A 20,436-nucleotide genomic window follows, 5' to 3' on the forward strand; every position below is an offset into this window, starting at 1 on the left:
GGCCATTGCCCTGCCTCCGTCTTCCGCTGCCGGAAAAGAAAAGCCCCGCCGGAGCGGGGCTTGGCAAGCGTCATTTCGATGGCGCCGTTTTTCGTCGGAACAGACCCTTCAGATTGTCGAAGAGTTCGACCTTGACGCCGTGGCGCTTCATGATCACCGACTGCTGCGCCACCGAGAGCGTGTTGTTCCAGGCCCAGTAGATGACCAGGCCGGCCGGGAAGCTTGCCAGCATGAACATGAACACCAGCGGCATCCAGGTGAAGATCATCGCCTGCGTCGGATCGGGCGGCGTCGGGTTCATGCGCATCTGCAAGAACATCGTGATGCCCATGATCAGCGGCCAGACGCCGAGATGCAGAATGGTCGGCGCCTCGAACGGCAGCAGGCCGAACAGATTGACGATCGTCGTCGGATCGGGCGCCGAAAGGTCCTTGATCCAGCCGAAGAACGGCGCGTGCCGCATTTCGATGGTGATGTAGATCACCTTGTAGAGCGAGAAGAAGATCGGGATCTGCAGCGCCACCGGCCAGCAGCCGGCGATCGGATTGATCTTCTCTTCCTTGTAAAGCTGCATCGTCGCCTGCTGCAGCCCCATGCGGTCGTCGGCGAATTTCGCCTTCAGCTCCTCCATCTTCGGCTGCATACGCTTCATGTTCGCCATCGAAGCGTACTGCTTGCTGGCGAGCGGGAAGAACAGAGCCTTGACGACGATGGTCGTGCACAGGATCGCCACGCCGAAATTGCCGAAGTAGCGGAAGAAGAAGTCCATCAGCTTGAACATCGGCTTGGTGATGAAATAGAACCAGCCCCAGTCGATCAGCCGGTCGAACTTCGGGATCGAATAGCTGGCTTCATAGCCGTCGATGACGGGCACTTCCTTGGCGCCGGCGAAGACGAGGTTCTTCAGTTCGATCGATTGGCCGGGCGCAACGGTGAAGGCATCGTCCTTGTAATCGGCCTGATAGCGCGGCTGGCCATCGGCAAAGTGCGAGAAGCGCGCCTCATAGGCCRCACTCTGCGGCGGAACGATCGTCGCCGCCCAGTATTTGTCGGTAATGCCAAGCCAGCCGCCGGTGGATTTCGCCGGCATCACGGCTTCCTTTTCGGCGGCGCTATATTTGGTTTCGATCAGGCCGTCTTCGCCGATGACGCCGATGAAGCCTTCATGCAGCACGTAGACGGAGGGTGTCGTCGGCTTGTTGTAGCGCGTCACCCGGCCGTAGGAAGACAGCGAGGCGGGCGCCTGGCCGGCATTGCTGATCTTGTCGGCGACGGTGAACATGTAGCGTTCGTCGACGGAAATCGTGCGGGTAAAGGTCAGGCCCTTGTCGTTGGTATAGGAGAGCGTCACCGGCGTCTTTTCGGTGAGCTTGGCGCCCTCAGGTGCGGTCCACAGCGTCGAGGCGCCGGGAACGTTGCCCGTTGCGTCGCTGCCGATATAGCCGAGCTCGGTGAAATAGCCGTCCTTGGTCTCGGCCGGGCTGAACAGCGTGATGATCGGGCTCGAGTCGTCGACGGTCTCGTGATAGCCCTTGAGCTTCAGATCGTCGAGGCGGGCGCCGGCAAGGTTGATCGAGCCGGAAAGTGCTGGGGTGTCGATGACGACACGCGGGGTCTTTGCCAGCGCCTGCTCGAGCGTCGCCGTCGCGGCTGCCTGGCCGGAAGGGGCCGTACCGCTCGGCTGGGCCGGCGTCTCGCCGCCTGCTGCCGGCTGCTGCACCTGCTCGGTCTGCTGCTGCGCCTTCTGGGCTTCCTGCGCCTTGCGCTGGGCCTCGATGCGCGGATTCATATAGAGAAACTGCCAGCCGAGGACGATCAGCACCGAGAGAGCGATCGCAATGAAGTAATTGCGGTTGTTTTCCATCATACGTTCCTGGGGCGTCCGTCTCCGGAGCGCCGGTGTTTCGGCCTGGTTTCCACGCGGGATTTCAGTTCCGCGGCCAATTCCTGGAAGGACGCGTCAAGCACGTCCCTGCGCGCGACAACCACATAGTCGTGTCCGGGCTGCATTGCAAACCCCGCATGAAGCCGCACCGCCTCTTTCAGGCGGCGGCGCATGCGGTTCCGTTCGACCGCGTTGCCATGTTTTTTGGTGACTGTAAAACCGACGCGTGCCTGGCTGTCGGGTTCCTTCCGGTCGAGGACTTCGAGAAGGAAGAGGCCGCCCCGGCGTTTTTCGCCCTCGCGTACGGCAAGAAACTGCGGGCGGCTCTTCAGCCGCCCGACAGTGTGTTTCTTCTCACTGGTCGTCAATTCGCCCGCCATCTCTTACCGGGCTACCCGGCCTTACGCCGACAGACGATTGCGGCCCTGCGCGCGGCGGGCTGCGATGACCTTGCGGCCACCCTTCGTGGACATGCGGGCACGGAAACCGTGGCGACGCTTGCGAACAAGCTTGGATGGTTGGTAGGTACGCTTCATTTATTTTAAACACCGCGGAGTGCGGCCCTTCTTGAATTTGCATAATGCAAGGAGCGTTGTTTTTCGAACGGGCGGGCCATGAAAGGCTTGAGTGACCGAACGTGCGCGGGCTTATAAGGATGAAGCCCGCAAAAGTCAATTATGCCGGATAATTTCACTCTGCACTGCCGGCCTCGAAAGTAATTTCGCACTCTGGTGTTAAGAAATAAGGCATGCCCTGAGTGGTTGTAGTTTTGCGCCGCGGCAGATCGATCGCCCCGGTTTTCAGGCGTTTACGCCGCCCGACCGCATTCGACACGGATCCTTTCCGAAGCCATAATCGTAAATATTAGAAATCTAACTTTAATAAATTTCGCCGATATTCAACCATCGACTGGGAATTTGCTTTCCAGGCAGTGGCGTAGCTAGGAGCATTGCATTGAAGATCCGGGGCAAAATTAATCTGMTGGTTTGCGTGATGGGTGCGGTCGCACTTCTGATCGGCGCAACGGCATTGTCGGCCATGCACGAATACAGTCGCAACCTGACGGCTTACGAGCATGCCGCCGCCCGCGCCTATGCCGGCGAACGGCTCAACCGTTTCGTCACGGCGGTGGTCATGGAATCGCGCGGCATCTATGCGGCCAAGACGATCAAGGATACGCCGAACTTCGCCAAGGGCCTGATGGCTGACCTCGACGAGATCGACAAGGTCATCTCGGGCTGGGCGCCGCTCGTTCCCGAGAGCCAGAAGGCCGATTTTGCCAAGCTTGTCGCCCGCGCCGCGGAATTCCGCACCTTCCGCACGGAGACCGCCCGCCTCGGCACGGAAGTCGGCCCCGAAGCCGCCGGCCAACAGGGCAACAATGACGCCAACCGCGCCAACCGCAAGGCGTTCCAGGCGGAAATCGATGCTGTGGTCGCCACCGACAAGGCAGCACTGGAAACCGTCAACGCCGAGATCGAGAGCTTCCGCTCCCAGGTGCTGATGCTCGTGCTCAGCATCACCGGCATCGGCATCGCGGTCGGCATCGGCATGGGCTTCTATATCGGCACCAGCCATCTCAGCCGCCCGATCAAGCGCGTCACCCATGCGATCAAGGAAGTCGCCGATGGCAATTTCGACGCCGAGGTCCCCTTTGCCGGCCGTCCGGACGAAATCGGCGAGATGGCCGCAGCGGTTGCGGTCTTCAAGGCGAACGGCCTCGCCGTCAAGCGCTTGAACGCCCAGGAGGCGGCGATGCGCGCCAAGAGCGACGACCTGCAATCGAGCATGTCCGTCGTCGTGGCTGCGGCTGCGGCCGGCGATTTCGGCCACCGCATCAGCAAGGACTACGAGGACGACAACCTCAACCAGTTCGCCGGCAACATCAACACGCTGCTGTCGAGCGTCGATGCCGGCGTCGGCGAGACCCGCCGGGTCATCGCAAGCCTTGCCGAAGGCGACCTCACCCAGACGATGAGCGGCAACTTCCAGGGCGCCTTCGCCGAGCTGCAGCAGAACGTCAACAATACCTTCGTCACCCTGCAGGCGACGATGCGCGAAGTGCGCGAGACGACGGAAGCGATGAACGGCAACACCGCCGAGCTGCGCAATGCCAGCGACGACCTGTCGAAGCGCACAGAGCAGCAGGCAGCCGCCCTCGAAGAGACCTCGGCGGCGCTCGACGAGATCACCGCCGTCGTCCAGAATTCCACCGAGCGGGCGCATGAAGCCACCATCATGGTGTCGGAAGCCAAGGAGAATGCCGGCCGCTCCGGCGTCGTCGTGCGCAATGCCGTCGAGGCCATGGGCCGCATCGAACAGGCCTCGCGCGAAATCAGCCAGATCATCAATGTCATCGATGAGATCGCCTTCCAGACCAACTTGCTGGCGCTGAATGCCGGCGTCGAGGCCGCACGCGCCGGCGATGCCGGAAAGGGCTTCGCGGTGGTGGCGCAGGAAGTGCGCGAACTCGCCCAGCGTTCGGCAACGGCTGCCAAGGACATCAAGGCGCTGATCACCAAGTCGGGCAACGAGGTGCAGGTTGGCGTCAAGCTGGTCCAGGCGACCGGCGAGGCGCTGGCCGAAATCGGCACCCGCGTTATCGCCATCAACGACCATATCCATTCGATCGCGACGGCTGCGACCGAACAGTCGACCGGCCTCAAGGAGGTCAATACCGCCGTCAACCAGATGGACCAGGTGACACAGCAGAATGCTGCGATGGTGGAAGAGACCTCTGCCGCCACGCACAGGCTTTCGGCCGAAGCCGGTGGACTGGTGCGCCTCATTGCCCGCTTCAAACTGTCGGATGATGCGCCGGCAGCTGTGGCGCTTGTCCGCAACGAGCCGCAAAGACCGGTTGCCTCGCCGGCCCGCCGGGCGATCGCCAAGGTCGCCCGCGCCTTCGGCGGCAATGCGGCCGCAGCCGAGCAGAGCTGGGAAGAGTTTTAAGCTTTACCGATCACGCGCCTTCGAACGCCGCCTTCGGGCGGCGTTTTCTTGTGGCGACATGACGCTGCTCGCAAAGATTTGAAAGCGGAGCATCTTGGTCTAATATAGAGCTCAGCGGTAAGGGCGGCTGAAATGCTGCCGATCGGGCGAGACCAGAATGCCGAACCAAGATCAGGGCGATAATCCCTCGGCGGAAAACCCGGCGGCCGGCGAGGCTGCAAGGGCGCCGTGCCCGTCTGCCGGCCTGTTCGGCGGCCTTTCCGGCAAGCTGCTCTGGCTCACCGTCGTCTTTATCATGCTCGCCGAAATCCTGATCTTCTTTCCCTCGGTCGCCAGCATGCGCGTGCGCTGGCTGCAGGATAGGCTGAATACGGCCGCTGCCGCCGCCATCGTCATCGATGGGCTGCAGCCGGTCGAGCTGCCACGCGCGCTGCAGAAAGAGACCTTGGAGGCGACCGGCACCAAGGCGATCGTGCTGCGCAAGGACGGCACCTCGCGGCTGCTGGCGACGACCGATATGCCGACCTCCGTCGACGAATCCTACGATCTCACCGACGTGCCGCCGGTAACGGCAATCCGCGATGCGCTCGACACACTCGTCTTCGGCGGCAGCAGGATGATCCGCGTCTATGGTCCCGTCGGCGACACCAATACCGGCGTCGAGGTGGTGATGAAGGACAGGCCGCTGCGTAGGGCGATGTTCGTCTATTCCCGCAATGTCCTGTTGCTGTCGGTGCTGATCTCGCTGTTCACGGCGACGCTGATCTTCTTTGCGATCAACCGCATCCTCATCGGCCCGATCCGCCGGCTGACCGGCAGCATGCAGCAATTCTCCTCCGATCCCGATAACCCGGCCCATATCTATATCGGCGACGGCGGCCGCGACGAACTGGCGGTCGCCGGCCGCAACCTCACCTCGATGCAGATGGAGCTGCAAAAGACGCTGAAGCAGCAGAAGAATCTTGCCGCTCTCGGCCTTGCCGTTTCCAAGATCAATCACGACATGCGCAATATCCTGGCGTCGGCGCAGCTGATGTCGGACCGGCTGGTCGATGTCGATGACCCGATGGTCAAGAGCTTCGCTCCGAAGCTCTTGCGCACCATCGACCGCGCCGTCGGTTATACCACCGAGGTGCTGTCCTACGGCAAGGCGAGCGAATCCGCGCCGCGCCGCCGTCATATCCGCCTTTTGGAGCTGACCCAGGACGTCAAGGACATGCTGGCGATCGATCCGCTCAGCGGCATCGAATTCGCAGAGCAGATCGGCGCCGAGCTTGAGGTCGATGCCGATGGCGAACAGCTCTTCCGCGTCATCCACAATCTCTGCCGCAACGCGCTGCAGGCGCTGACGTCGCCGGGCGAGGGCGGCCCGGGCTCCGTCAGGCGCATTACCGTCTCCGCCCAGCGCGTCGGCAGCGTCGTCAGCATCACGGTGGATGATACCGGCCCCGGCATGCCGCTGAAGGCGCGCCAGAACCTCTTTGCCGCCTTCCGCGGCTCGGCCCGCTCCGGCGGCACCGGCCTCGGCCTCACCATCGCCCGCGAGCTGGTGCTTGCCCATGGCGGCACGATCGCGCTGGTGGAAAAACCGACGGTCGGCACACAGTTCCGCATCGAGATCCCCGATCGCCCGGTTTCGCTGGAGGATTACCGCAGCCGGACGCACATCGAAAAGTGACAGGGTTTCGCAAGGCGCGGCTGCTGGCAGACAAACACGCGATTTTTTCAGAAATGCTCTTGCATTGTCCCGAAGGACGTTTTAGAGGATCGCCACGCAAGCGGCACCGCCGCATTTTGCACGCACCCGTAGCTCAGCTGGATAGAGCACCAGACTACGAATCTGGGGGTCAGGAGTTCGAATCTCTTCGGGTGCGCCATTTTCCCTTTGTATCATCAGTATGATAGCGAAGCTGCGATAAGGCCTCCGCCGCACCTAGGGCAGCGCGCCATCAGCAACGCCAGGCAAGACGAAACGCTTCAAGGCGGTTTCCGACTCTAATCCATCGCCAAATCTTACGCTGCGCTTATTCAGCGTGGGACGTGTCGGGCGAACCGCAACGGCATACGACCAGCGCCCCGTGGGACGACCATCACAGTGTTGCTTAAGGAAGCGTGGCCGAGTGGCACTGGTCTCGAAAACCAGCCAACCGCAAGGTTCCTTGAGTTCGAATCGCACCGCTTCCGCCAAGTTTCACAGCCACTTAGCGATAGTGCGGTCTACTGTCCTACCCTTGCTACAAGCATCTACAACCTGTAGTGTATTTGTAGCAGCGCTTGCCCTTGGGGGGACGCCTAGCGCTGATAGACTTCAGCGCGGGCAATGAAGAATGGAGACGACAACCGGGAACAGCACATACCCTGGAACGCTTGCAACGCCATCTGATGTCCTCCGACTTGCCAATGAGTATCATCAAGCCGCTGTTGCGCTTGCCGGCCTCGGTCGTAGGGGCGATCCTGTCTCGCGCGCACCCTACCGAATGGCGGCGATCCATGCGGTCGAACTTTATCTGAATGCATATCTGCAAAATGCCGGACACGAACCAAGCCGCATCCGCGGGCTTCAGCACAACATGGCAGCCCGTACAGACCTATGCAAGGCGAGCGGGTTGGTACTGCGAAAGCGAACGACCGCGCATCTACGGGCAGTGGCGGCTAATCGCGAGTACCTCGTAACTCGGTACGGTCCAGAACTTACGTCCACACTGTCACAGATCAATCGTCTTGCTGCTACGTTGGCGGAAGTGGCAGCAAGAGTGTGCGCAGTGGTACGATGAGCTGCTAGAAATTGGACAGCGCCCCGCATCCCGAAGGCACGAGGCGCGGGAGGGCCGGTCGCGTGGGAAAAAAAGCAACACCGCGCGGCGCAACGGTTTCCTTGAAAACCAGCGACGCGCGAGTGTAGCCAAGGCAGGCCTATTCCGGCGTTCTCGCCTTGTCCACCAGCTTCTCAATCAATCGCCGCAGCTCCGCGGGAGTAGTTTGGCCCGCCACGACCTCGTAGTAGCCGATCCCAGCGCGTCGTAGCGCCTCTTTCTTGACCGCATCGCGTGCGGCTGCGGGGCCCTGATGATGCGCCCCGCCCTGATATTCGATTGCGTGCCGAGGCTGGCAGTCGCCATCCACCAGCAGTAAGTCGACCCGTTTCGAGTTGATGCAGCGGTATGCGTCCGCATCTTTGCTGCGGAGGATCTCGCCTAACGAAACTTGCGCCATCACCTGCCATGCAGGGTTGCAGCCAATCACGATGCGGTCAAGTTCCTTAAACACGCGCGCTTCGCTCTTGTTGAGGAGCGGCTGAACCGTGAAGTTCGCGCCCAAAACAATCCGTAGCTGGTCAGCAGCATCGGGCTGTTTCGGCGTCTCCAGATCACGCGTCGGAAGCCAAGGCCCAATGGTGATACTTGCCCCCTACGCTTTTCCTCCCAGCGTGAGCGGTTCCTTGCCTGCCATGCCTCCCTTCGCATCCTCATGACGACATACCGCAAAAGCTTCCCCCGTGCCCTATCATCGGCCAGATATTACGCTGTGAGCGGCCCCTTCGGCGCCTTGGTGACGAAGGCCAGGATGACGAGGCCGCCGAGGGCGCAGAAGAACGTCAGCCAGAAGGCGTCGATGAAGGACAATACGTTTGCCTGCTTCTGCACATGCTGCCCCAGCACCGTGAGACCGCGGCTCTGCGCGATCGCCTGCCCAGCGCTCGCCATCTTCTGGGAGAGCGCCGACAGCGCGGATACCGACGCTTCCGAACCGCGTTCGACGTTGAGTCCGGTCAGGTAGGAATGGAGCTGCTCACTCTTGCGCAGATAGGTCGTCATCAGGGCCTGCGCCGTCTGCGTGCCGAGTAGCCTGATGACTTGGATGTAGGCAGCGACCGCGATCGCCTTCTTGGGATCGCCGTTCGCGACCGTGAGGACGATGATCGGAAGGAACGTGAGTATGTGTCCGACGCCTTGAAGCACGCACATTGTCCGGAAATTGTCGCCGCTCCAATCGCCCGTCAGACCGGTTCCGATGAGCGCCGCCGCCGCAAAGCAGCACAGGCCGATGAACAGCAGGAATCGCCCGTCGGTGCGATGCAGCGCCCACACGGCAATCGGCGTCATGACGAGCAACGGAATGCACGTCCAATAGAGCAGCGTCTGGCCGATCTGTTCCGGACGAAGCCCTGCGACGGTCGCGAGATAGTTCGGGATCAAGCTCGTATTCGACAGACCGCTCATCAGGTAAAGCAGTGCGATCGAGAGGAGCAGCACGACGTTCTTTACCCCGATCGCCCCGATGCTCGCCCACGGATGCGCGACGAGAAGCTCGTTGACGAAGAAGGCGACGACGAGCAGCAATCCGCCTGCAAGGGATGCGATGACGAAGCCGTTGGCGAACCAGTCGAGTCGATTGCCTTGATCCACTGCCACGAATATCAGCGCCATCCCGGAGCCGAGGAACAGCATCCCACCCCAGTCCGCCYGACGGACGAGGTCACGGTTCACGGGCTCGTAAGGAGCCCCACCGAAGGCAAGCAGTGCCAGGATCGGTGCGAGGACGACGTCCTGCCAGTACATGAACTGCCATCCGATATGCTGCACGTAGAAGTCCACCAGGGCTGTCCCCGAATTCGCCGTGAACGCACCACGGAACGCGTAGATCGCGATCGCCGATATCCACCATTTCATCGGCAGGTTCTTGAAGATGATCATCAGCGTCGCGGGAACGAAGACGCCGAGCAGCATGCCGTGGACGATATGAAGGAGCGCCAGGGTCTCGAAGCCCCGTGCGAACGGAATCGTCAACGAAACTGCCGCGTACAGGAGCGCCGGACCGACCATGACGCGGCGGATGCCATAGGCTGCCGCGAGCCAGGCCACGGCGGGTGCGAGCACGATCTGGGGCGCCGTCGCGAGCGTGCTTAGCCATGCGCCTTCGTCGACGCCGAGACCGAACTCTCCGCGCAGATCGACGAGACCGGTTCCGAACAGGCGGCTGTGGAATCCGACCATGAACGGACCGAGCAGGACGGCGCACACCGCAAGGATCGGAGGGTGCGTCGCTCTCCCCGTTCCGTGAAACGGAAGTCGAAGGATGCCGCCCATGACGTCAGGAGCCCTGTTTGCCGACAGATACGGAAACCACGGCCGACATCCCGGACCGCAAGCGCTCGAGCGCCGGCGAGGCGTCGAAGTCGATGCGGACCGGGACCCGCTGGACGACCTTGGTGAAGTTGCCGGTGGCGTTGTCAGCAGGCAGCAGCGCGAACTGCGATCCGGACGCCGGCGAAAGTCGGGTGAGCTTGCCGGTGAAGGATTCGCCGGGAAGCGCATCGACGGTCACGGTGACGCCCTGCCCTTCTTTCATGCGGGAGAGCTGGGTCTCCTTGAAGTTGGCGATCAGATAGACGGCGGGCAGCGGGACGATGGCGATGGAATTCGTGCCGACCGTTACGTAGTCGCCGACATGGACCTGCCGCTCGCTGACGACGCCGTCGAACGGCGCCGTGATCTTGGTGTACGACAAAGCAAGGTCGGCCGTCTTCAAGGCGGCCCTTGCCGCCGCCACGTTGGCGGCGAGCTGGGGCGTCTGCCCCTCGATATACTGGAGCTGGGCCTTTGCCGAGACCACGGCTGCGGCTGTCGCGAGTGCCGTCGCTGCGGTCGACTGCAGCGCGGCCTGCGCCTGTTCGTTCTTCTGCTGCGTTCCCGCTCCCTTTTGCATGAGGGCGACCTGTCGGTCCGCCTCCGTCTTCGCCAGAGCTGCGTTCGCGTTTGCGACCGTGGACTGTGCTTCGGCTTGGCGTATCGCCGCCCTTTGCAGATTTTTCTGATTGTCCAAGTTGCCGAGCTGTGCGATCGCCGCGTCGAGCGCCGCCTTCGCCTGATCGCGCTTGGCCTCGTAGTCGGAGGGATCGATCTGAAGCAGGAGGTCGCCGGCCTTCACGTGGTCGAAGTCGCTCACATTGATCGAGCTGACGTTGCCGGCGACGCGCGCACTGAGGCGGCTCAGTTCGGCGCGGACGTAGGCGTTGTCGGTCGACTGGGTGTCGGCTCCAGCCGTCCATCGGTCCCAACGCTGCGAACTCACTCCGACAAGAACGAGGACGGCCGCGACGACCAGGAGCGGCACGAGAACTTTCGTATAAGCCCGCCCGGTGCCGTTTGCTGCTCCGGGGACGACGGCTGCTTCTTCGGACATGATCATTAACTCCACTTCCATATCTGCTTTCGAGTGGATCTGCGCCGAGACACCGCCGCGTCTTGGCGGTCGAAGCTCGCGTTTGGATCACAATGAAGATTGCCCGGTGCCGGTGCGGTATAAAATTCCAGCAATGGGAACGACTGCTCCAATGTCGGAGCAGTCATTTACGGCCTATCCGCTGATGGTGCCTTCACGCGAAAATTTCGCGTTTCGGTCGACGAGAAAGACCACCAGCTCCGAATCCACGCTGGCAGTCACGTTGAAATGCGGGTCATCCGAGCCCACGATCAGCGCGGTCTGCGCGCCTACCTTCTGCGACGGCGCGGTGACCTCTCCACGGAAGACATAGAACCAGCGGTCGAAACCTTCCAATGAAGGCAGTTCGATGGTGCCGCCCGCAGCCAGATGAGTATCGTGGAGGTAGATGGCCTGACGAACGACGGTCGGCGCTGTCGAACCGACCGGCCCTGTGAGGAGGCGCCACCGACCGTCACGGGCGGACTCGTCAAGATCGACGAACTGGACGGCGGGTGTGAGGTCTGACGCCTCGGGCCTGACGAAAATCTGCAGCATCTCGATTTGATCGGCGCCCACGACTTCCTCTTCGTGAGAGAAGCCCCGTCCCGCATTCATGACCATCAGACGATCCGAAGACAGGATCTCGCTCCGTCCGGCAGAGTCGGTGTGCTTCATGCGACCGGCGCGCATGTAGCTGATGATCTCGTCGTTGCGGTGCTCGTGCATCCCGACGACAAGGCCGGGCTGCAGCTTTGCGTGGTCGATGACTCCAAGTCCGCCGAAGCCTGTGTCGCCAGCTTGTCCGAACGAGATGCCGGGACGGATGCGGCGGAGCTGAAATGGACCGTGTGCCCGCACCAGATGCGTTTCGGGCGATACGATGCCAGTCCCTGGGATGGGTGTTGCATGTATGGTCATGTTCTTTTCCTTGGCTTCGGCGGCTCGGTTTCGATTACTGGATCGGCGGCAGGACCTCGGTGAACAGCAACTGGATCAGCTTCTGCCCTTCCGGAGTGCTCCAGTTCTGGGCGAGTTCGGCGATCATCGTGTTGGTTGCTGTCAGGATGACGCCTGCGTCCTGCATGCGGCGGCGCGACATGTCTTCGGACAGTTCGTACGGCGAACCGGAAGCGTCCATGACTGCCTGCACGTGGTAGCCCTCGCCGACGGCGTCGATCGCCGGGAAGACGAGGCAGACGTCGGTCGTGACGCCGGCCATGATCAGGTTCTTGCGACCGGTCGCTTCTACCGCTGCCTTGAAGTTGGCGTCGGTCCAGGCATTGACGACGCCTTCGCGCTTCACGCGCTTGTCGAAGGCTTCCGGAAGGATTTCCTGCAGTTCCGGCAGCAGCGGTCCCTGAAGCCGATCTTCCTGGCTCGACGTCAGAACGGTGGGGATGCCGAGAATCTTGGCGGCCTTCGCGAGCGCCAGCGACATGCGCTTGGCCTGCTCGACGTCGATGTTCTTGATCAGTTTCATCGTGCCGACCTGATGATCGATCAGCAGCAACGCGGAATTCTCAGGGGTGAAAAGCTTGGACATGATGTGATCTCCTGAAGAGCGTCATCGCTCGGTTATGAATGTACGAATGAAACGATACTTGCGGGAGACTTGAAAAATGCCGAGGTTATGTTTCATAATTGAAACATGAAAACGTTCGGAGATTTCGACGGCCTCGCGCTGTTCATTCGCATCGTTCAAGCCGGCGGCTTTGGCGCGGCGGAGCGAGCGACGGGCATTTCCAAGGCCACGCTCTCTCGGCGCCTTTCTGCATTGGAGGACGCGTTAAACGTCCGCCTTGTACGCCGAACCAAAAAGGGCGTCGTTCTGACCGACAACGGTCAGCAGCTCTACGACCGAAGCCGCGACGCCTTCCTGCTGGCCGAGGAGGCGGTCGCGGGGGTCCAGGATGAGAAGGTCGCGCTGTCGGGGACGGTTCGGCTTTCCCTGCCGCCCGACATGGCGACGGAAGTTCTCGCGCCGGCCCTGATCCGTTTCAAGACCCGGTTTCCCGACGTTGTCATCGAGATGACCCTTGCCGACCGCAGGGTGTCCTTGATCGAGGAAGGCTACGACCTCGTTGTCCGAATGGGATCGGTTGCCGACTCCGGACTTGCGTTCAAAAAGATCGCGACCGTGCCGCGAACGCTGGTAGCCAGCCCCGGATATCTGGCAGCGCATTCCGAAATCAAGGAGCCGGACCAGCTGAAGGATGTCCCTGCACTGGCGATCCGCCGCGATCTGGTGGAATGGGACTTGCGCCGGCGCGACGGCCTCACAGTGACCGTCACTCCCAGGATCGGCTTCGCGGCGAACCGGCAGACAATCCTCGTCGAAGCGGCGATCGCCGGCCTTGGTGTCGTTAACCTGCCCAACTTCATGATCGAGAGCGCACTGAAGTCGGGCGCGCTTGTTCGCGTCCTGCCTGATTGGGAGCCGTCGCCCGTGGAGATGACCGCTCTTTGGCAGAAGGATCGGATCACCGGGCGACTGATCAAGGCGATCGTAGCGGAATTCGTTGAGGCCCTCCGGGACGGACAATCCCTGAAATAGCGCTTGCCGATTGCCGACCTTCCGCTGTCGACAGGACGCTGACGCTATTCATGACGATCACGAGAGCCGAAGGAAACGCTGCAAGGCATCCAGCAGCGCGGCCGGCTGCTCTTCTGCCGGATAGTGTCCGCAATCGGGAATGACCACCGACTCGACGTTCAGCGCCACGGAATTCAGTTCGTGCGCGACCATATCCCCGCAAGCCAAGGCGCCGGCAAACGCAAGGACGGGAACCTCAATCTTGGTTGCCTTACGCCGACGATATTGTGGCATCGATTCATCGATCGCCCGGTAGTAGTCGAAGCTGGCCTTCAGTGCGCCGGGCACGCGACGCAGAGTTTCAATGTAGAACTCCTTGCCATAGGCGGGAAACGCGGCGACGGATCCGGCCTTGGTGTCGAATTGATAGCCGAAGTACAAGTCTTCCCGTCCCTCGACCAGTCGCTCGTTCACTCCCTGCGCCCGATTGAAATTGAAGTGCCATAGAAAGTCGCTGGTCCAGCGGTCGTCGCTGAGCAGCGGTGGCGATGGCGACAAGCCCGGAACGATGGCCTCGCCAAGCGCGATGCGTTCGATGCGATCGGGGCGGTCGGCTGCCATCGCATAGCCAACCCACAGTCCGACGTCGTGTCCGACCATCGAGAACCTGATATGACCAAGCGCGTCCATGAGCGCGAACATGTCGGCGGCCAGCGTGTCTGCGTCATATCCGCCGGCAGGTTTTTCGGACAGACCGACGCCGCGCGGATCGACCGCGATCACGGTGAAATCACGGCTGAGCGGCAACATCAGATACCGCCAGGCGAACCAGTTCTGTGGCCAGCCGCCGAGCAGAAGAAGAGGCGGTCCCTCCCCGCCGATCACGGCGTGCAGGCCTATGCCGTTCGCCTTCACCCGGTAGCTCCGAAAGACGTCGCGGAAGCCTTCCGGCAATTTGGGCACTCCCGTCACAGAGCCGAATCCGTCCAGGTTGGTGATCGCGTTTGTCATGGTGTCACACTCTTTCCTGCTGGCACACGTATCCTCACGACCACGCGGTCGTGCAAAGGTCTCGATGCTGTTTTGGGGATGGGCCAACGGATCATCCGCTGCCCATGATCGGGGCTACCCCGTTGTCACGTTCCCGACAGAAACTCGGTTCTGTACTTGGGGGCCAGCTTCTGCATGAGTTCTTTTTTCTCAGCCTGCTTCAGGGCGTCGGGCTTCGGCGCTGGCGATTGCCTGTCGGGGATCCGATCCGCCACCGCCAGGAAGAAGTCTTCCTGCCCCGCGGGCGTGCACACGCACAGCATATGCGCCATCCGGCCCGATCGGTTTGCAAACTGATGTGGCGCGTTGGCGGGTATGTTGATCGACACTGGTGCACGGATCGTCTGCGTCTCGCCGCGAAACGTGAACTCCAACTCGCCTTCCAGGAGGGTGAACATTTCCTCGAACTGATGGCGGTGGGGCGGCGGGCCGCCACCATCGGGAACCAGCATGTCGATCAGGCAATACCGGCCCTCGGTCTGCGCGCCGGAAATCAGCAGGCTATAGACGTTTCCCGCTTGCGAGATGTGTGGCACCGCCGGATCGTCCGGAAGGGCCACCGTCAGGCTCCGGTCGGGATCGTCGGCCGGCAACGGCTGGTCTGGCGGGATTGTCGCAATCGAATAGTCGGTCATGAGTTTGAAGACCCCTTGTTTCAGCTCCAGATTTTAGAGCTGGAACCTTCGATCTCAAGACTCGAAAGGTGCTCACTTCATGTTGCGATAATGGAACGCGGGGCAGCCATCCTGGACGGCGCCGACGCTGCGGTCATCGCTCGCTGGAAGCCGCCGCGTCGCGCTTCCTTCGTGGAGGCATCAAGCCGAACAATAAACCAGGCATGTGGCCTCATTCCTTGATCGGGATTCCGGCTTCGATCGCCGCTTCGATGAACGCCTGCCGCGCCTCTTCCCGGTTTCGTTTGCCCGACATGACATCCGCGCAAACCGCACAAGCCCTATCCAAGGCGGGACCCTCTTCGGTCGGCCAGTCTTCAACCAACGCCCATGTTGCGGCCTGGGTCGTCTGAATCACCACCCACTGATCCGGGCCCTCAAGGGCGAGCGTCACCGGTTTCTTCCAAATGGTTTGCATGATCTCAGGATCTCCGCTGCGTGCTCTCTGTAGGCTGCTCACATAGCGCGGTTGATCCAGCGTGGCGAGGTGAGGGATGAACGAGATGCTTTTCTTAAGCAGTGAACTGCTGGGATATGCTTTTCGAAAGGGGTTTCGTGCCGCCGTTTTACGCGCTTATGCGACGCCTCCTAGAATTCCTGCACGAATTCACACGCCAGCAAGGTTTTGCCTGGCAGGGCGTTGCCTTGGCGGGCAACGATGGAGACCTTTCCGGGGCCGGCCATTCCAGGTTCTGGCTGCAGATCCGCCGGCAGCTCGCGCGAATAGCCCTTGGTGGATGTGCCGAGCAGGTCCGAGGTCTCCGGCTTCAAACCGTATTTTGCGGCCAGATCGTCAGCGCGCTCGCCTTCGACCAAAATTCCAACCGCGTTGCTTGCAAAGAAAACCTCGGTCGACTTAAAGCCGTCGCGGTCTATCTGGTTCGGGAGTTTGTAGATCGCCGCACCCAAAGACGACGTGTCCGGCTTGGCCAAAGCTTCCACGACATCATAGATCTTCATTGCCGATGTCATCGTATAGGGTGGCTTGCAAAGGGCTGCGTCAAAGAACTTGTCATTGGCCGAATCGGCCAGAACCTGTCCGGCCTGAAATGCCGCAAAAGCGACGCAGGCGGAGAAGGCGGCGTAACGAATGAATTGAGCGTTGTGCATGGAATATTCCTGAGAATGCTGTAGCGGGTTGGTAGTCGTGCAATGCATCCGGATGCTTAGGGGATTCGAAGCAATTGTGCTACCTTAAGTTTACTTCGCGACATTTTCGAAAGGACTGCCAAATGTTTAGCGGAAGGTGGCGGTGGAGACGGAAATTTAAATGACGTCACTAACCCAGGCGCAAATCGCCGAATTTCAGGGCATCGCAGGCAATGCTCCATCGATTTCACCAAGCGATCCAAAGTCTCTTCTCAACGCCACGGCTAGCCTGCTGGATGAAGACGATCTGCAGAGCATTGCGCGTGCTGACTACGGCAACGACACCCATGAACATCTCACCCAACTCGTTGACATCGTCCGGCTGTGCGAATTGCCCTCGCCATTGAAATGGCATCCCCGTGAGGTTCTGGAACTGACCCGGTGGTCTGAACCCGAACAACAGGATCCCGGCATGGCGGCGAGACTATCGAGGCAGTGCGCGTTCGCGTGCACGGTTCTCCTCGTCTCCTATGGCGATCCGCGCAACGCGGGTGCTTCTTATGGCAGCAACCAGACACTCATAAGCTTGGTCGGCAGCCTGGAAGCGCTCGGGTTGGACGTCGAGGATGAGGTTCTGTCGCTGTTATCCTGGCTTATTCCGCGCCTGCCCGAACATGAAGCGGGAGAAATCCCCTTCTTCGGACTGGCCATGCTGTGGTTCGCGCTCGGCAGCAGGCACCAATGGAACGACGCAGCACTTCTCGGTCTCTGCGAGTGGATCATGGTCACCGAGGAGGCAGCCAGGCGCCGCAAATCCATCGGCTTGGGCGCAAGCGGATCGTGGCTGGTTTCGGGAACTGGCTATGACACCCATATCGACCGGTGGCAGAAATTGGGGCGGAAGCTGGTGTGTCGGCTCGACATGCGTCACGGCCCGGACGTCGGAGAGGCAGTTCAACTGATCGGAGCGATGCTGACATGACTGCGTCCAATGAGGAGATGGCCCAACAGTTGTATAAGCAGAAGCGTTATAAAGAAGCCCTCCCTCTTCTGGAGGAGGCTGCTAATGCCGGATCTGCCTGGGCTCATGGAGTGCTTGGTTGGATGTATTGGTATGGCCACGCTGTTCGAAAGGATAGAGATCGATCGCTTCGCCACTACCAGCTGGCCTATGACGGCGGAGACGAGTCCGCTGCAAATCCTCTTGGTCTCAGCCATTTCGACGCGGGACGCGCCGAACTCGCGCTGGAATGGTTCCGGAAAGATCGCCATTGCCCGATATCGTCGCTCTATTGGCAATACAGGACGATCGAGGCGCATCCCCATTTGGCCCTGCATGCCGACGAAGCCGACGAGATTCTGTGGGCAGCAGCCGATAGCGGCCACCTGTTCGCGAAACGCGATGTGGCTTTTCGAATGATGAAAGGGCACAAGCGCTTCGGGACACGACTCCAGGGTTTGTTTCTATGGTTGGGTATCTATCCCGATCTGTTCCGTCTGGCCCGTGCCGATTCATATGATGAACGGCTTCGCTAAAGCATGTCGCGCAAAACTGTGCAGCGGTTTAGCGACCGTGACATGCGCAAAACCAAAGACAGAGATTGTCGCGGCGCCTTTTGCAGGGAGGAAAGTCATGATCGCAGCCTATATCGATGAAATCATCATGTTTTGCGCCGGCCTGTGGATGACATCAGTCGGCTTTGGTTATCTGCCATATCCCGGCAATCCGGCCAACCGGCCGCCGGTGGTTCGTCACTTCAAGTGGATGGGTCCCTTGCTGCTCGCGATCGCCATCGTTCTGGCCGCCGCCTCCTAGAGCAATTCCAGCAAAAGTGCGTAGCGGTTTTGCCAGGCAAAGCGTGAAACGCTTTAGCCGGGAATTGCGTGAAAACAAAGAGATGGAGCATTTCTGTGATTTGGAGAAAAACGGAAATGCTCTAGAGCCGCGTGCGCATGCTGGAGTGAAGCAATGACCAATATGTTGGTCTGCACCGCGTGCGGATTGGACAAAACCGAATCGATCGTCCACCGCGGTTCCTACATTCTTCGCTGCGCCGCCTGCGGCGAAGCGATTGTCGCCACATCATTCATGGCGATGCTCGACTCGGATCACCAGTGTTCGGCCTTTATCGATCCGGGTCCCGGAAAACACCCTCCGCCAGAGACGCTCGTCGCGCGTGGACCGTTCCGGCAGATCGCAACGGCAATCAGCGCTGCGGCGAGTGACGGAACGCTGATACGTCTGATCCCTGAAGCGAAGGATTGAAGCCCCGCGTCGTTCACCCTTTTTATTTTGCCGTCGGCGACCGACCCCGCTGCTGAGATGAAGGGCAGCTCACCAAGGCGCGGCCGATGATGCCGTTGGGAATGCGGACGACACAGGTGGCGCCCTCACGGGCGTAACCGAACGAGAATCTTGGTCCCGGGAGCCCTCAACTGTTCCGCCATCGCTTCCAAATCTTTCCTATCCGTCCCCGCCAGAACGATGCGCCCATCCATGATCGGCTCCCTCATCCAGGGTTCCATGACGACCTTGTCGTTGATCAGCATCTGCGTTTGTCGTCCCAATGCCGCCTGCGTGAAATCACGGAATTTAGCGGCACTTTCCGGGGCGAGCACGATATTCAGGCCATGGTCGTAGGAGGGTGACAGGGTTACCTCCGCACTCTTCACCTCAAGCGAGACAGGCGCGATCGCCTTGGCCGCGTCATTGTCTGCAGCAACGGTCGTATCTTGCAATGCCGTCGGTGGGGCAGGCGGTGTCGAAAGCTCATCCAGGATGCTCGGCCCGGCCTCGGCCGATGGCAGCGGCTCGATATGCAAATCGGGCGTCTGCAACTCTTTTGCCGTCAGCACAGCGGGAAGCTGCAAGCTGGCCGGCATATCCTCGCGTTGGATGTGGGTGTATGTGCGCAACGTCGTCCCTCCTGCCTCAACGGTTACGATCTCCGACGCTTCGAGCGTCGAACCATCGTCCAGGGACACCACGAGCTCGACGCCGCGGATCTTGCTGGCGCGTTTGAGGGAAGCCAGCTGATCGGCGGTCAGGTTCTTTGCCCGCTCGGCAAAGCCGTTCATCAGCTTTGCGATCGCCGGCTGCTGCGACTGGCTGAATGCTGCGGCATCAGCTTCCTCCGACAGCGAGAGGGTTGCCGTGTGTGCGGTTGCGTCGGTCGATTCCAGGGTCCAGGTCGACGTCACCGGGACATTGACGCCGCCATAATCTTCGTCTCGCGAGGTCGCCGAAGCCTGACCAATCTCCATGGTCTCCGCCTGATAGGATTGCCCTGTGGCAAGCAGTTGCGCCTCCGGCACCAAGGCGACCACAATTTGAAGAGGGTTTGCCTCGATCTTGGCGATGATGTCATAGACCCCGCTTTCCCCCGTCACGGGGACTCCACCCGGTCCATTGGCCGCCATCGCCCGCATGTGCGCCACGATCTGATCGACACCGGAGAGATCGCGCGGGTTGCCGTTCAGGTCGGTTTCAAGTTCGAGCGCAACGGTGCCATAGGCCGTGAGGGAATTCCGATAGAGCGGGTTCATCTGATAGCTGTCGGCAAGGCCCGCAATGCCTTCCGGCAAGTCGGCGCGGAGGGACCAGCGGACCCGCATGCCGTCTTCATCCAGCGACAGGACCGTCATACGCTGGCGAAACGCGCCGCGCATCGTCATGGCCGAGGCGCCTGGCTTGTCGAACCAGAACGACATGTCGGTCTCGGTCGCTTTTTGAACGCGGTAGCTGCGCTCGACACCCATCGCCGGTGCGTAGCCCGGGATCTCGATGCCGCCGGCAGACCATGCCGGATGGGAGAGTGTGAGGCACAGGCAAAACCAGGCAAATCTCTTCCAGTGCGGTGATGTCATGCGGGCAGGGCCTTTGAACATTAAAGGTTGTGGGGCGCCGTTCGGCTGCCGTGCGCGAGCATATTTGCTGATGAAGAGGATGGGTAGTGCCGACGCCGCAATAATCGTTTTGCGCGAAACTGCTTCAGGTTTTCAAGATTGAGATCAGGAGATCAAGGCTCAGCTTCTTCGGCTATAGGGTC

20 protein-coding genes, 1 tRNA gene and 1 pseudogene are annotated in these 20,436 nt (G+C 60.9%); 8 read left to right on the plus strand and 14 right to left on the minus strand.

Going from position 1 to position 20,436, the window contains the following annotated elements:
* Positions 1 to 70: 70 nt before the first annotated feature.
* From yidC to AC1D1Z_RS20455, 4 genes are all read right to left on the minus strand, one after another.
* Positions 71 to 1,864: a membrane protein insertase YidC gene (gene yidC / locus AC1D1Z_RS20440; RefSeq protein ID WP_477851621.1), complete on the minus strand. Its 1,794-nt coding sequence runs from the start codon at positions 1,862 to 1,864 to the stop codon at positions 71 to 73.
* Positions 1,864 to 2,265, minus strand: a complete 402-nt coding sequence (rnpA, locus tag AC1D1Z_RS20445) for a ribonuclease P protein component (RefSeq protein ID WP_018068735.1) — start codon at positions 2,263 to 2,265, stop codon at positions 1,864 to 1,866. The genes yidC and rnpA overlap by 1 nt, the downstream gene beginning before the upstream one ends.
* A 21-nt stretch (positions 2,266 to 2,286) precedes the next feature.
* The gene (rpmH, locus tag AC1D1Z_RS20450; protein ID WP_003545006.1) at positions 2,287 to 2,421 is read right to left on the minus strand and encodes a 50S ribosomal protein L34; all 135 of its coding nucleotides are present in this window, start codon (positions 2,419 to 2,421) and stop codon (positions 2,287 to 2,289) included.
* A gap of 154 nt (positions 2,422 to 2,575) precedes the next feature.
* Positions 2,576 to 2,719, minus strand: a complete 144-nt coding sequence (locus tag AC1D1Z_RS20455) for a hypothetical protein (RefSeq protein ID WP_447011040.1) — start codon at positions 2,717 to 2,719, stop codon at positions 2,576 to 2,578.
* Between the two features lie 120 nt (positions 2,720 to 2,839).
* Here AC1D1Z_RS20455 and AC1D1Z_RS20460 point away from each other — a divergent pair, with 120 nt between their 5' ends.
* The 3 genes from AC1D1Z_RS20460 to AC1D1Z_RS20470 all read left to right on the plus strand — a co-directional run bounded on the left by AC1D1Z_RS20460 (position 2,840) and on the right by AC1D1Z_RS20470 (position 6,714).
* The gene (locus AC1D1Z_RS20460; RefSeq protein WP_477851622.1) at positions 2,840 to 4,837 is read left to right on the plus strand and encodes a methyl-accepting chemotaxis protein; all 1,998 of its coding nucleotides are present in this window, start codon (positions 2,840 to 2,842) and stop codon (positions 4,835 to 4,837) included.
* A gap of 157 nt (positions 4,838 to 4,994) precedes the next feature.
* Complete coding sequence (locus AC1D1Z_RS20465) at positions 4,995 to 6,515, plus strand: ATP-binding protein (RefSeq protein WP_018447742.1); 1,521 nt, start codon at positions 4,995 to 4,997, stop codon at positions 6,513 to 6,515.
* A gap of 122 nt (positions 6,516 to 6,637) precedes the next feature.
* A tRNA-Arg gene (locus AC1D1Z_RS20470) sits at positions 6,638 to 6,714 on the plus strand.
* Between the two features lie 1,036 nt (positions 6,715 to 7,750).
* Here the strand turns inward: AC1D1Z_RS20470 and AC1D1Z_RS20475 are convergent.
* From AC1D1Z_RS20475 to AC1D1Z_RS20495, 5 genes and pseudogenes are all read right to left on the minus strand, one after another.
* Positions 7,751 to 8,295, minus strand: a pseudogene (locus tag AC1D1Z_RS20475) (DUF2726 domain-containing protein); the annotation flags it as partial.
* Positions 8,296 to 8,355: 60 nt separating this feature from the next.
* On the minus strand, positions 8,356 to 9,858 hold the full coding sequence (locus tag AC1D1Z_RS20480; RefSeq protein ID WP_477851623.1) for an MFS transporter: 1,503 nt from the start codon (positions 9,856 to 9,858) through the stop codon (positions 8,356 to 8,358).
* Between the two features lie 70 nt (positions 9,859 to 9,928).
* Positions 9,929 to 11,020: an HlyD family secretion protein gene (locus tag AC1D1Z_RS20485; protein WP_447011042.1), complete on the minus strand. Its 1,092-nt coding sequence runs from the start codon at positions 11,018 to 11,020 to the stop codon at positions 9,929 to 9,931.
* Positions 11,021 to 11,194: 174 nt separating this feature from the next.
* A complete protein-coding gene (locus AC1D1Z_RS20490; RefSeq protein ID WP_447011043.1) occupies positions 11,195 to 11,959 on the minus strand; it encodes a pirin family protein in 765 nt (254 codons plus the stop codon).
* Positions 11,960 to 11,993: 34 nt separating this feature from the next.
* On the minus strand, positions 11,994 to 12,584 hold the full coding sequence (locus AC1D1Z_RS20495; protein ID WP_047617211.1) for an isochorismatase family protein: 591 nt from the start codon (positions 12,582 to 12,584) through the stop codon (positions 11,994 to 11,996).
* Positions 12,585 to 12,689: 105 nt separating this feature from the next.
* On the opposite strand from AC1D1Z_RS20495, the gene AC1D1Z_RS20500 reads away from it, so the two are divergent.
* Entirely contained in the window at positions 12,690 to 13,595 is a 906-nt protein-coding gene (locus tag AC1D1Z_RS20500) for a LysR family transcriptional regulator (RefSeq protein ID WP_047617209.1), read from the plus strand.
* A 57-nt stretch (positions 13,596 to 13,652) separates the two neighbouring features.
* Here the strand turns inward: AC1D1Z_RS20500 and AC1D1Z_RS20505 are convergent, their stop codons facing one another.
* The 4 genes from AC1D1Z_RS20505 to AC1D1Z_RS20520 all read right to left on the minus strand — a co-directional run bounded on the left by AC1D1Z_RS20505 (position 13,653) and on the right by AC1D1Z_RS20520 (position 16,408).
* Entirely contained in the window at positions 13,653 to 14,585 is a 933-nt protein-coding gene (locus tag AC1D1Z_RS20505) for an alpha/beta fold hydrolase (RefSeq protein ID WP_168331370.1), read from the minus strand.
* Positions 14,586 to 14,710: 125 nt separating this feature from the next.
* Entirely contained in the window at positions 14,711 to 15,259 is a 549-nt protein-coding gene (locus AC1D1Z_RS20510; protein ID WP_447011044.1) for a cupin domain-containing protein, read from the minus strand.
* Between the two features lie 211 nt (positions 15,260 to 15,470).
* Positions 15,471 to 15,716: a DUF982 domain-containing protein gene (locus AC1D1Z_RS20515; protein WP_003588894.1), complete on the minus strand. Its 246-nt coding sequence runs from the start codon at positions 15,714 to 15,716 to the stop codon at positions 15,471 to 15,473.
* Positions 15,717 to 15,886: 170 nt separating this feature from the next.
* Positions 15,887 to 16,408: a hypothetical protein gene (locus AC1D1Z_RS20520; RefSeq protein ID WP_047617204.1), complete on the minus strand. Its 522-nt coding sequence runs from the start codon at positions 16,406 to 16,408 to the stop codon at positions 15,887 to 15,889.
* Between the two features lie 160 nt (positions 16,409 to 16,568).
* On the opposite strand from AC1D1Z_RS20520, the gene AC1D1Z_RS20525 reads away from it, so the two are divergent.
* The 4 genes from AC1D1Z_RS20525 to AC1D1Z_RS20540 all read left to right on the plus strand — a co-directional run bounded on the left by AC1D1Z_RS20525 (position 16,569) and on the right by AC1D1Z_RS20540 (position 18,653).
* On the plus strand, positions 16,569 to 17,369 hold the full coding sequence (locus tag AC1D1Z_RS20525; RefSeq protein WP_168331372.1) for a hypothetical protein: 801 nt from the start codon (positions 16,569 to 16,571) through the stop codon (positions 17,367 to 17,369).
* The gene (locus AC1D1Z_RS20530) at positions 17,366 to 17,923 is read left to right on the plus strand and encodes an SEL1-like repeat protein (protein WP_168331373.1); all 558 of its coding nucleotides are present in this window, start codon (positions 17,366 to 17,368) and stop codon (positions 17,921 to 17,923) included. The genes AC1D1Z_RS20525 and AC1D1Z_RS20530 overlap by 4 nt, the downstream gene beginning before the upstream one ends.
* 97 nt (positions 17,924 to 18,020) lie before the next feature.
* The gene (locus tag AC1D1Z_RS20535) at positions 18,021 to 18,203 is read left to right on the plus strand and encodes a hypothetical protein (protein ID WP_065276781.1); all 183 of its coding nucleotides are present in this window, start codon (positions 18,021 to 18,023) and stop codon (positions 18,201 to 18,203) included.
* A 153-nt stretch (positions 18,204 to 18,356) separates the two neighbouring features.
* On the plus strand, positions 18,357 to 18,653 hold the full coding sequence (locus AC1D1Z_RS20540; RefSeq protein ID WP_168331374.1) for a hypothetical protein: 297 nt from the start codon (positions 18,357 to 18,359) through the stop codon (positions 18,651 to 18,653).
* 125 nt (positions 18,654 to 18,778) lie between these two features.
* Here AC1D1Z_RS20540 and AC1D1Z_RS20545 read toward each other — a convergent pair whose 3' ends face one another.
* A complete protein-coding gene (locus tag AC1D1Z_RS20545) occupies positions 18,779 to 20,254 on the minus strand; it encodes a hypothetical protein (RefSeq protein ID WP_447011045.1) in 1,476 nt (491 codons plus the stop codon).
* Positions 20,255 to 20,436: the final 182 nt, after the last annotated feature.

Source organism: Rhizobium sp. P1_E1, from assembly GCF_056406015.1.

Bases quoted from the DNA above. Each gene is read 5' to 3' on its own strand.
- rnpA (WP_018068735.1), bottom strand. From the start codon at position 2,265: ATGGCGGGCGAATTGACGACCAGTGAGAAGAAACACACTGTCGGGCGG.
- AC1D1Z_RS20490 (WP_447011043.1), bottom strand. From the start codon at position 11,959: ATGACCATACATGCAACACCCATCCCAGGGACTGGCATCGTATCGCCC.
- AC1D1Z_RS20495 (WP_047617211.1), bottom strand. From the start codon at position 12,584: ATGTCCAAGCTTTTCACCCCTGAGAATTCCGCGTTGCTGCTGATCGAT.
- AC1D1Z_RS20485 (WP_447011042.1), bottom strand. From the start codon at position 11,020: ATGTCCGAAGAAGCAGCCGTCGTCCCCGGAGCAGCAAACGGCACCGGG.
- AC1D1Z_RS20515 (WP_003588894.1), bottom strand. From the start codon at position 15,716: ATGCAAACCATTTGGAAGAAACCGGTGACGCTCGCCCTTGAGGGCCCG.
- AC1D1Z_RS20545 (WP_447011045.1), bottom strand. From the start codon at position 20,254: ATGACATCACCGCACTGGAAGAGATTTGCCTGGTTTTGCCTGTGCCTC.
- AC1D1Z_RS20465 (WP_018447742.1), top strand. From the start codon at position 4,995: ATGCCGAACCAAGATCAGGGCGATAATCCCTCGGCGGAAAACCCGGCG.
- AC1D1Z_RS20510 (WP_447011044.1), bottom strand. From the start codon at position 15,259: ATGACCGACTATTCGATTGCGACAATCCCGCCAGACCAGCCGTTGCCG.
- AC1D1Z_RS20505 (WP_168331370.1), bottom strand. From the start codon at position 14,585: ATGACAAACGCGATCACCAACCTGGACGGATTCGGCTCTGTGACGGGA.
- AC1D1Z_RS20520 (WP_047617204.1), bottom strand. From the start codon at position 16,408: ATGCACAACGCTCAATTCATTCGTTACGCCGCCTTCTCCGCCTGCGTC.
- rpmH (WP_003545006.1), bottom strand. From the start codon at position 2,421: ATGAAGCGTACCTACCAACCATCCAAGCTTGTTCGCAAGCGTCGCCAC.
- AC1D1Z_RS20530 (WP_168331373.1), top strand. From the start codon at position 17,366: ATGACTGCGTCCAATGAGGAGATGGCCCAACAGTTGTATAAGCAGAAG.
- AC1D1Z_RS20540 (WP_168331374.1), top strand. From the start codon at position 18,357: ATGACCAATATGTTGGTCTGCACCGCGTGCGGATTGGACAAAACCGAA.
- AC1D1Z_RS20525 (WP_168331372.1), top strand. From the start codon at position 16,569: ATGACGTCACTAACCCAGGCGCAAATCGCCGAATTTCAGGGCATCGCA.
- AC1D1Z_RS20500 (WP_047617209.1), top strand. From the start codon at position 12,690: ATGAAAACGTTCGGAGATTTCGACGGCCTCGCGCTGTTCATTCGCATC.
- AC1D1Z_RS20535 (WP_065276781.1), top strand. From the start codon at position 18,021: ATGATCGCAGCCTATATCGATGAAATCATCATGTTTTGCGCCGGCCTG.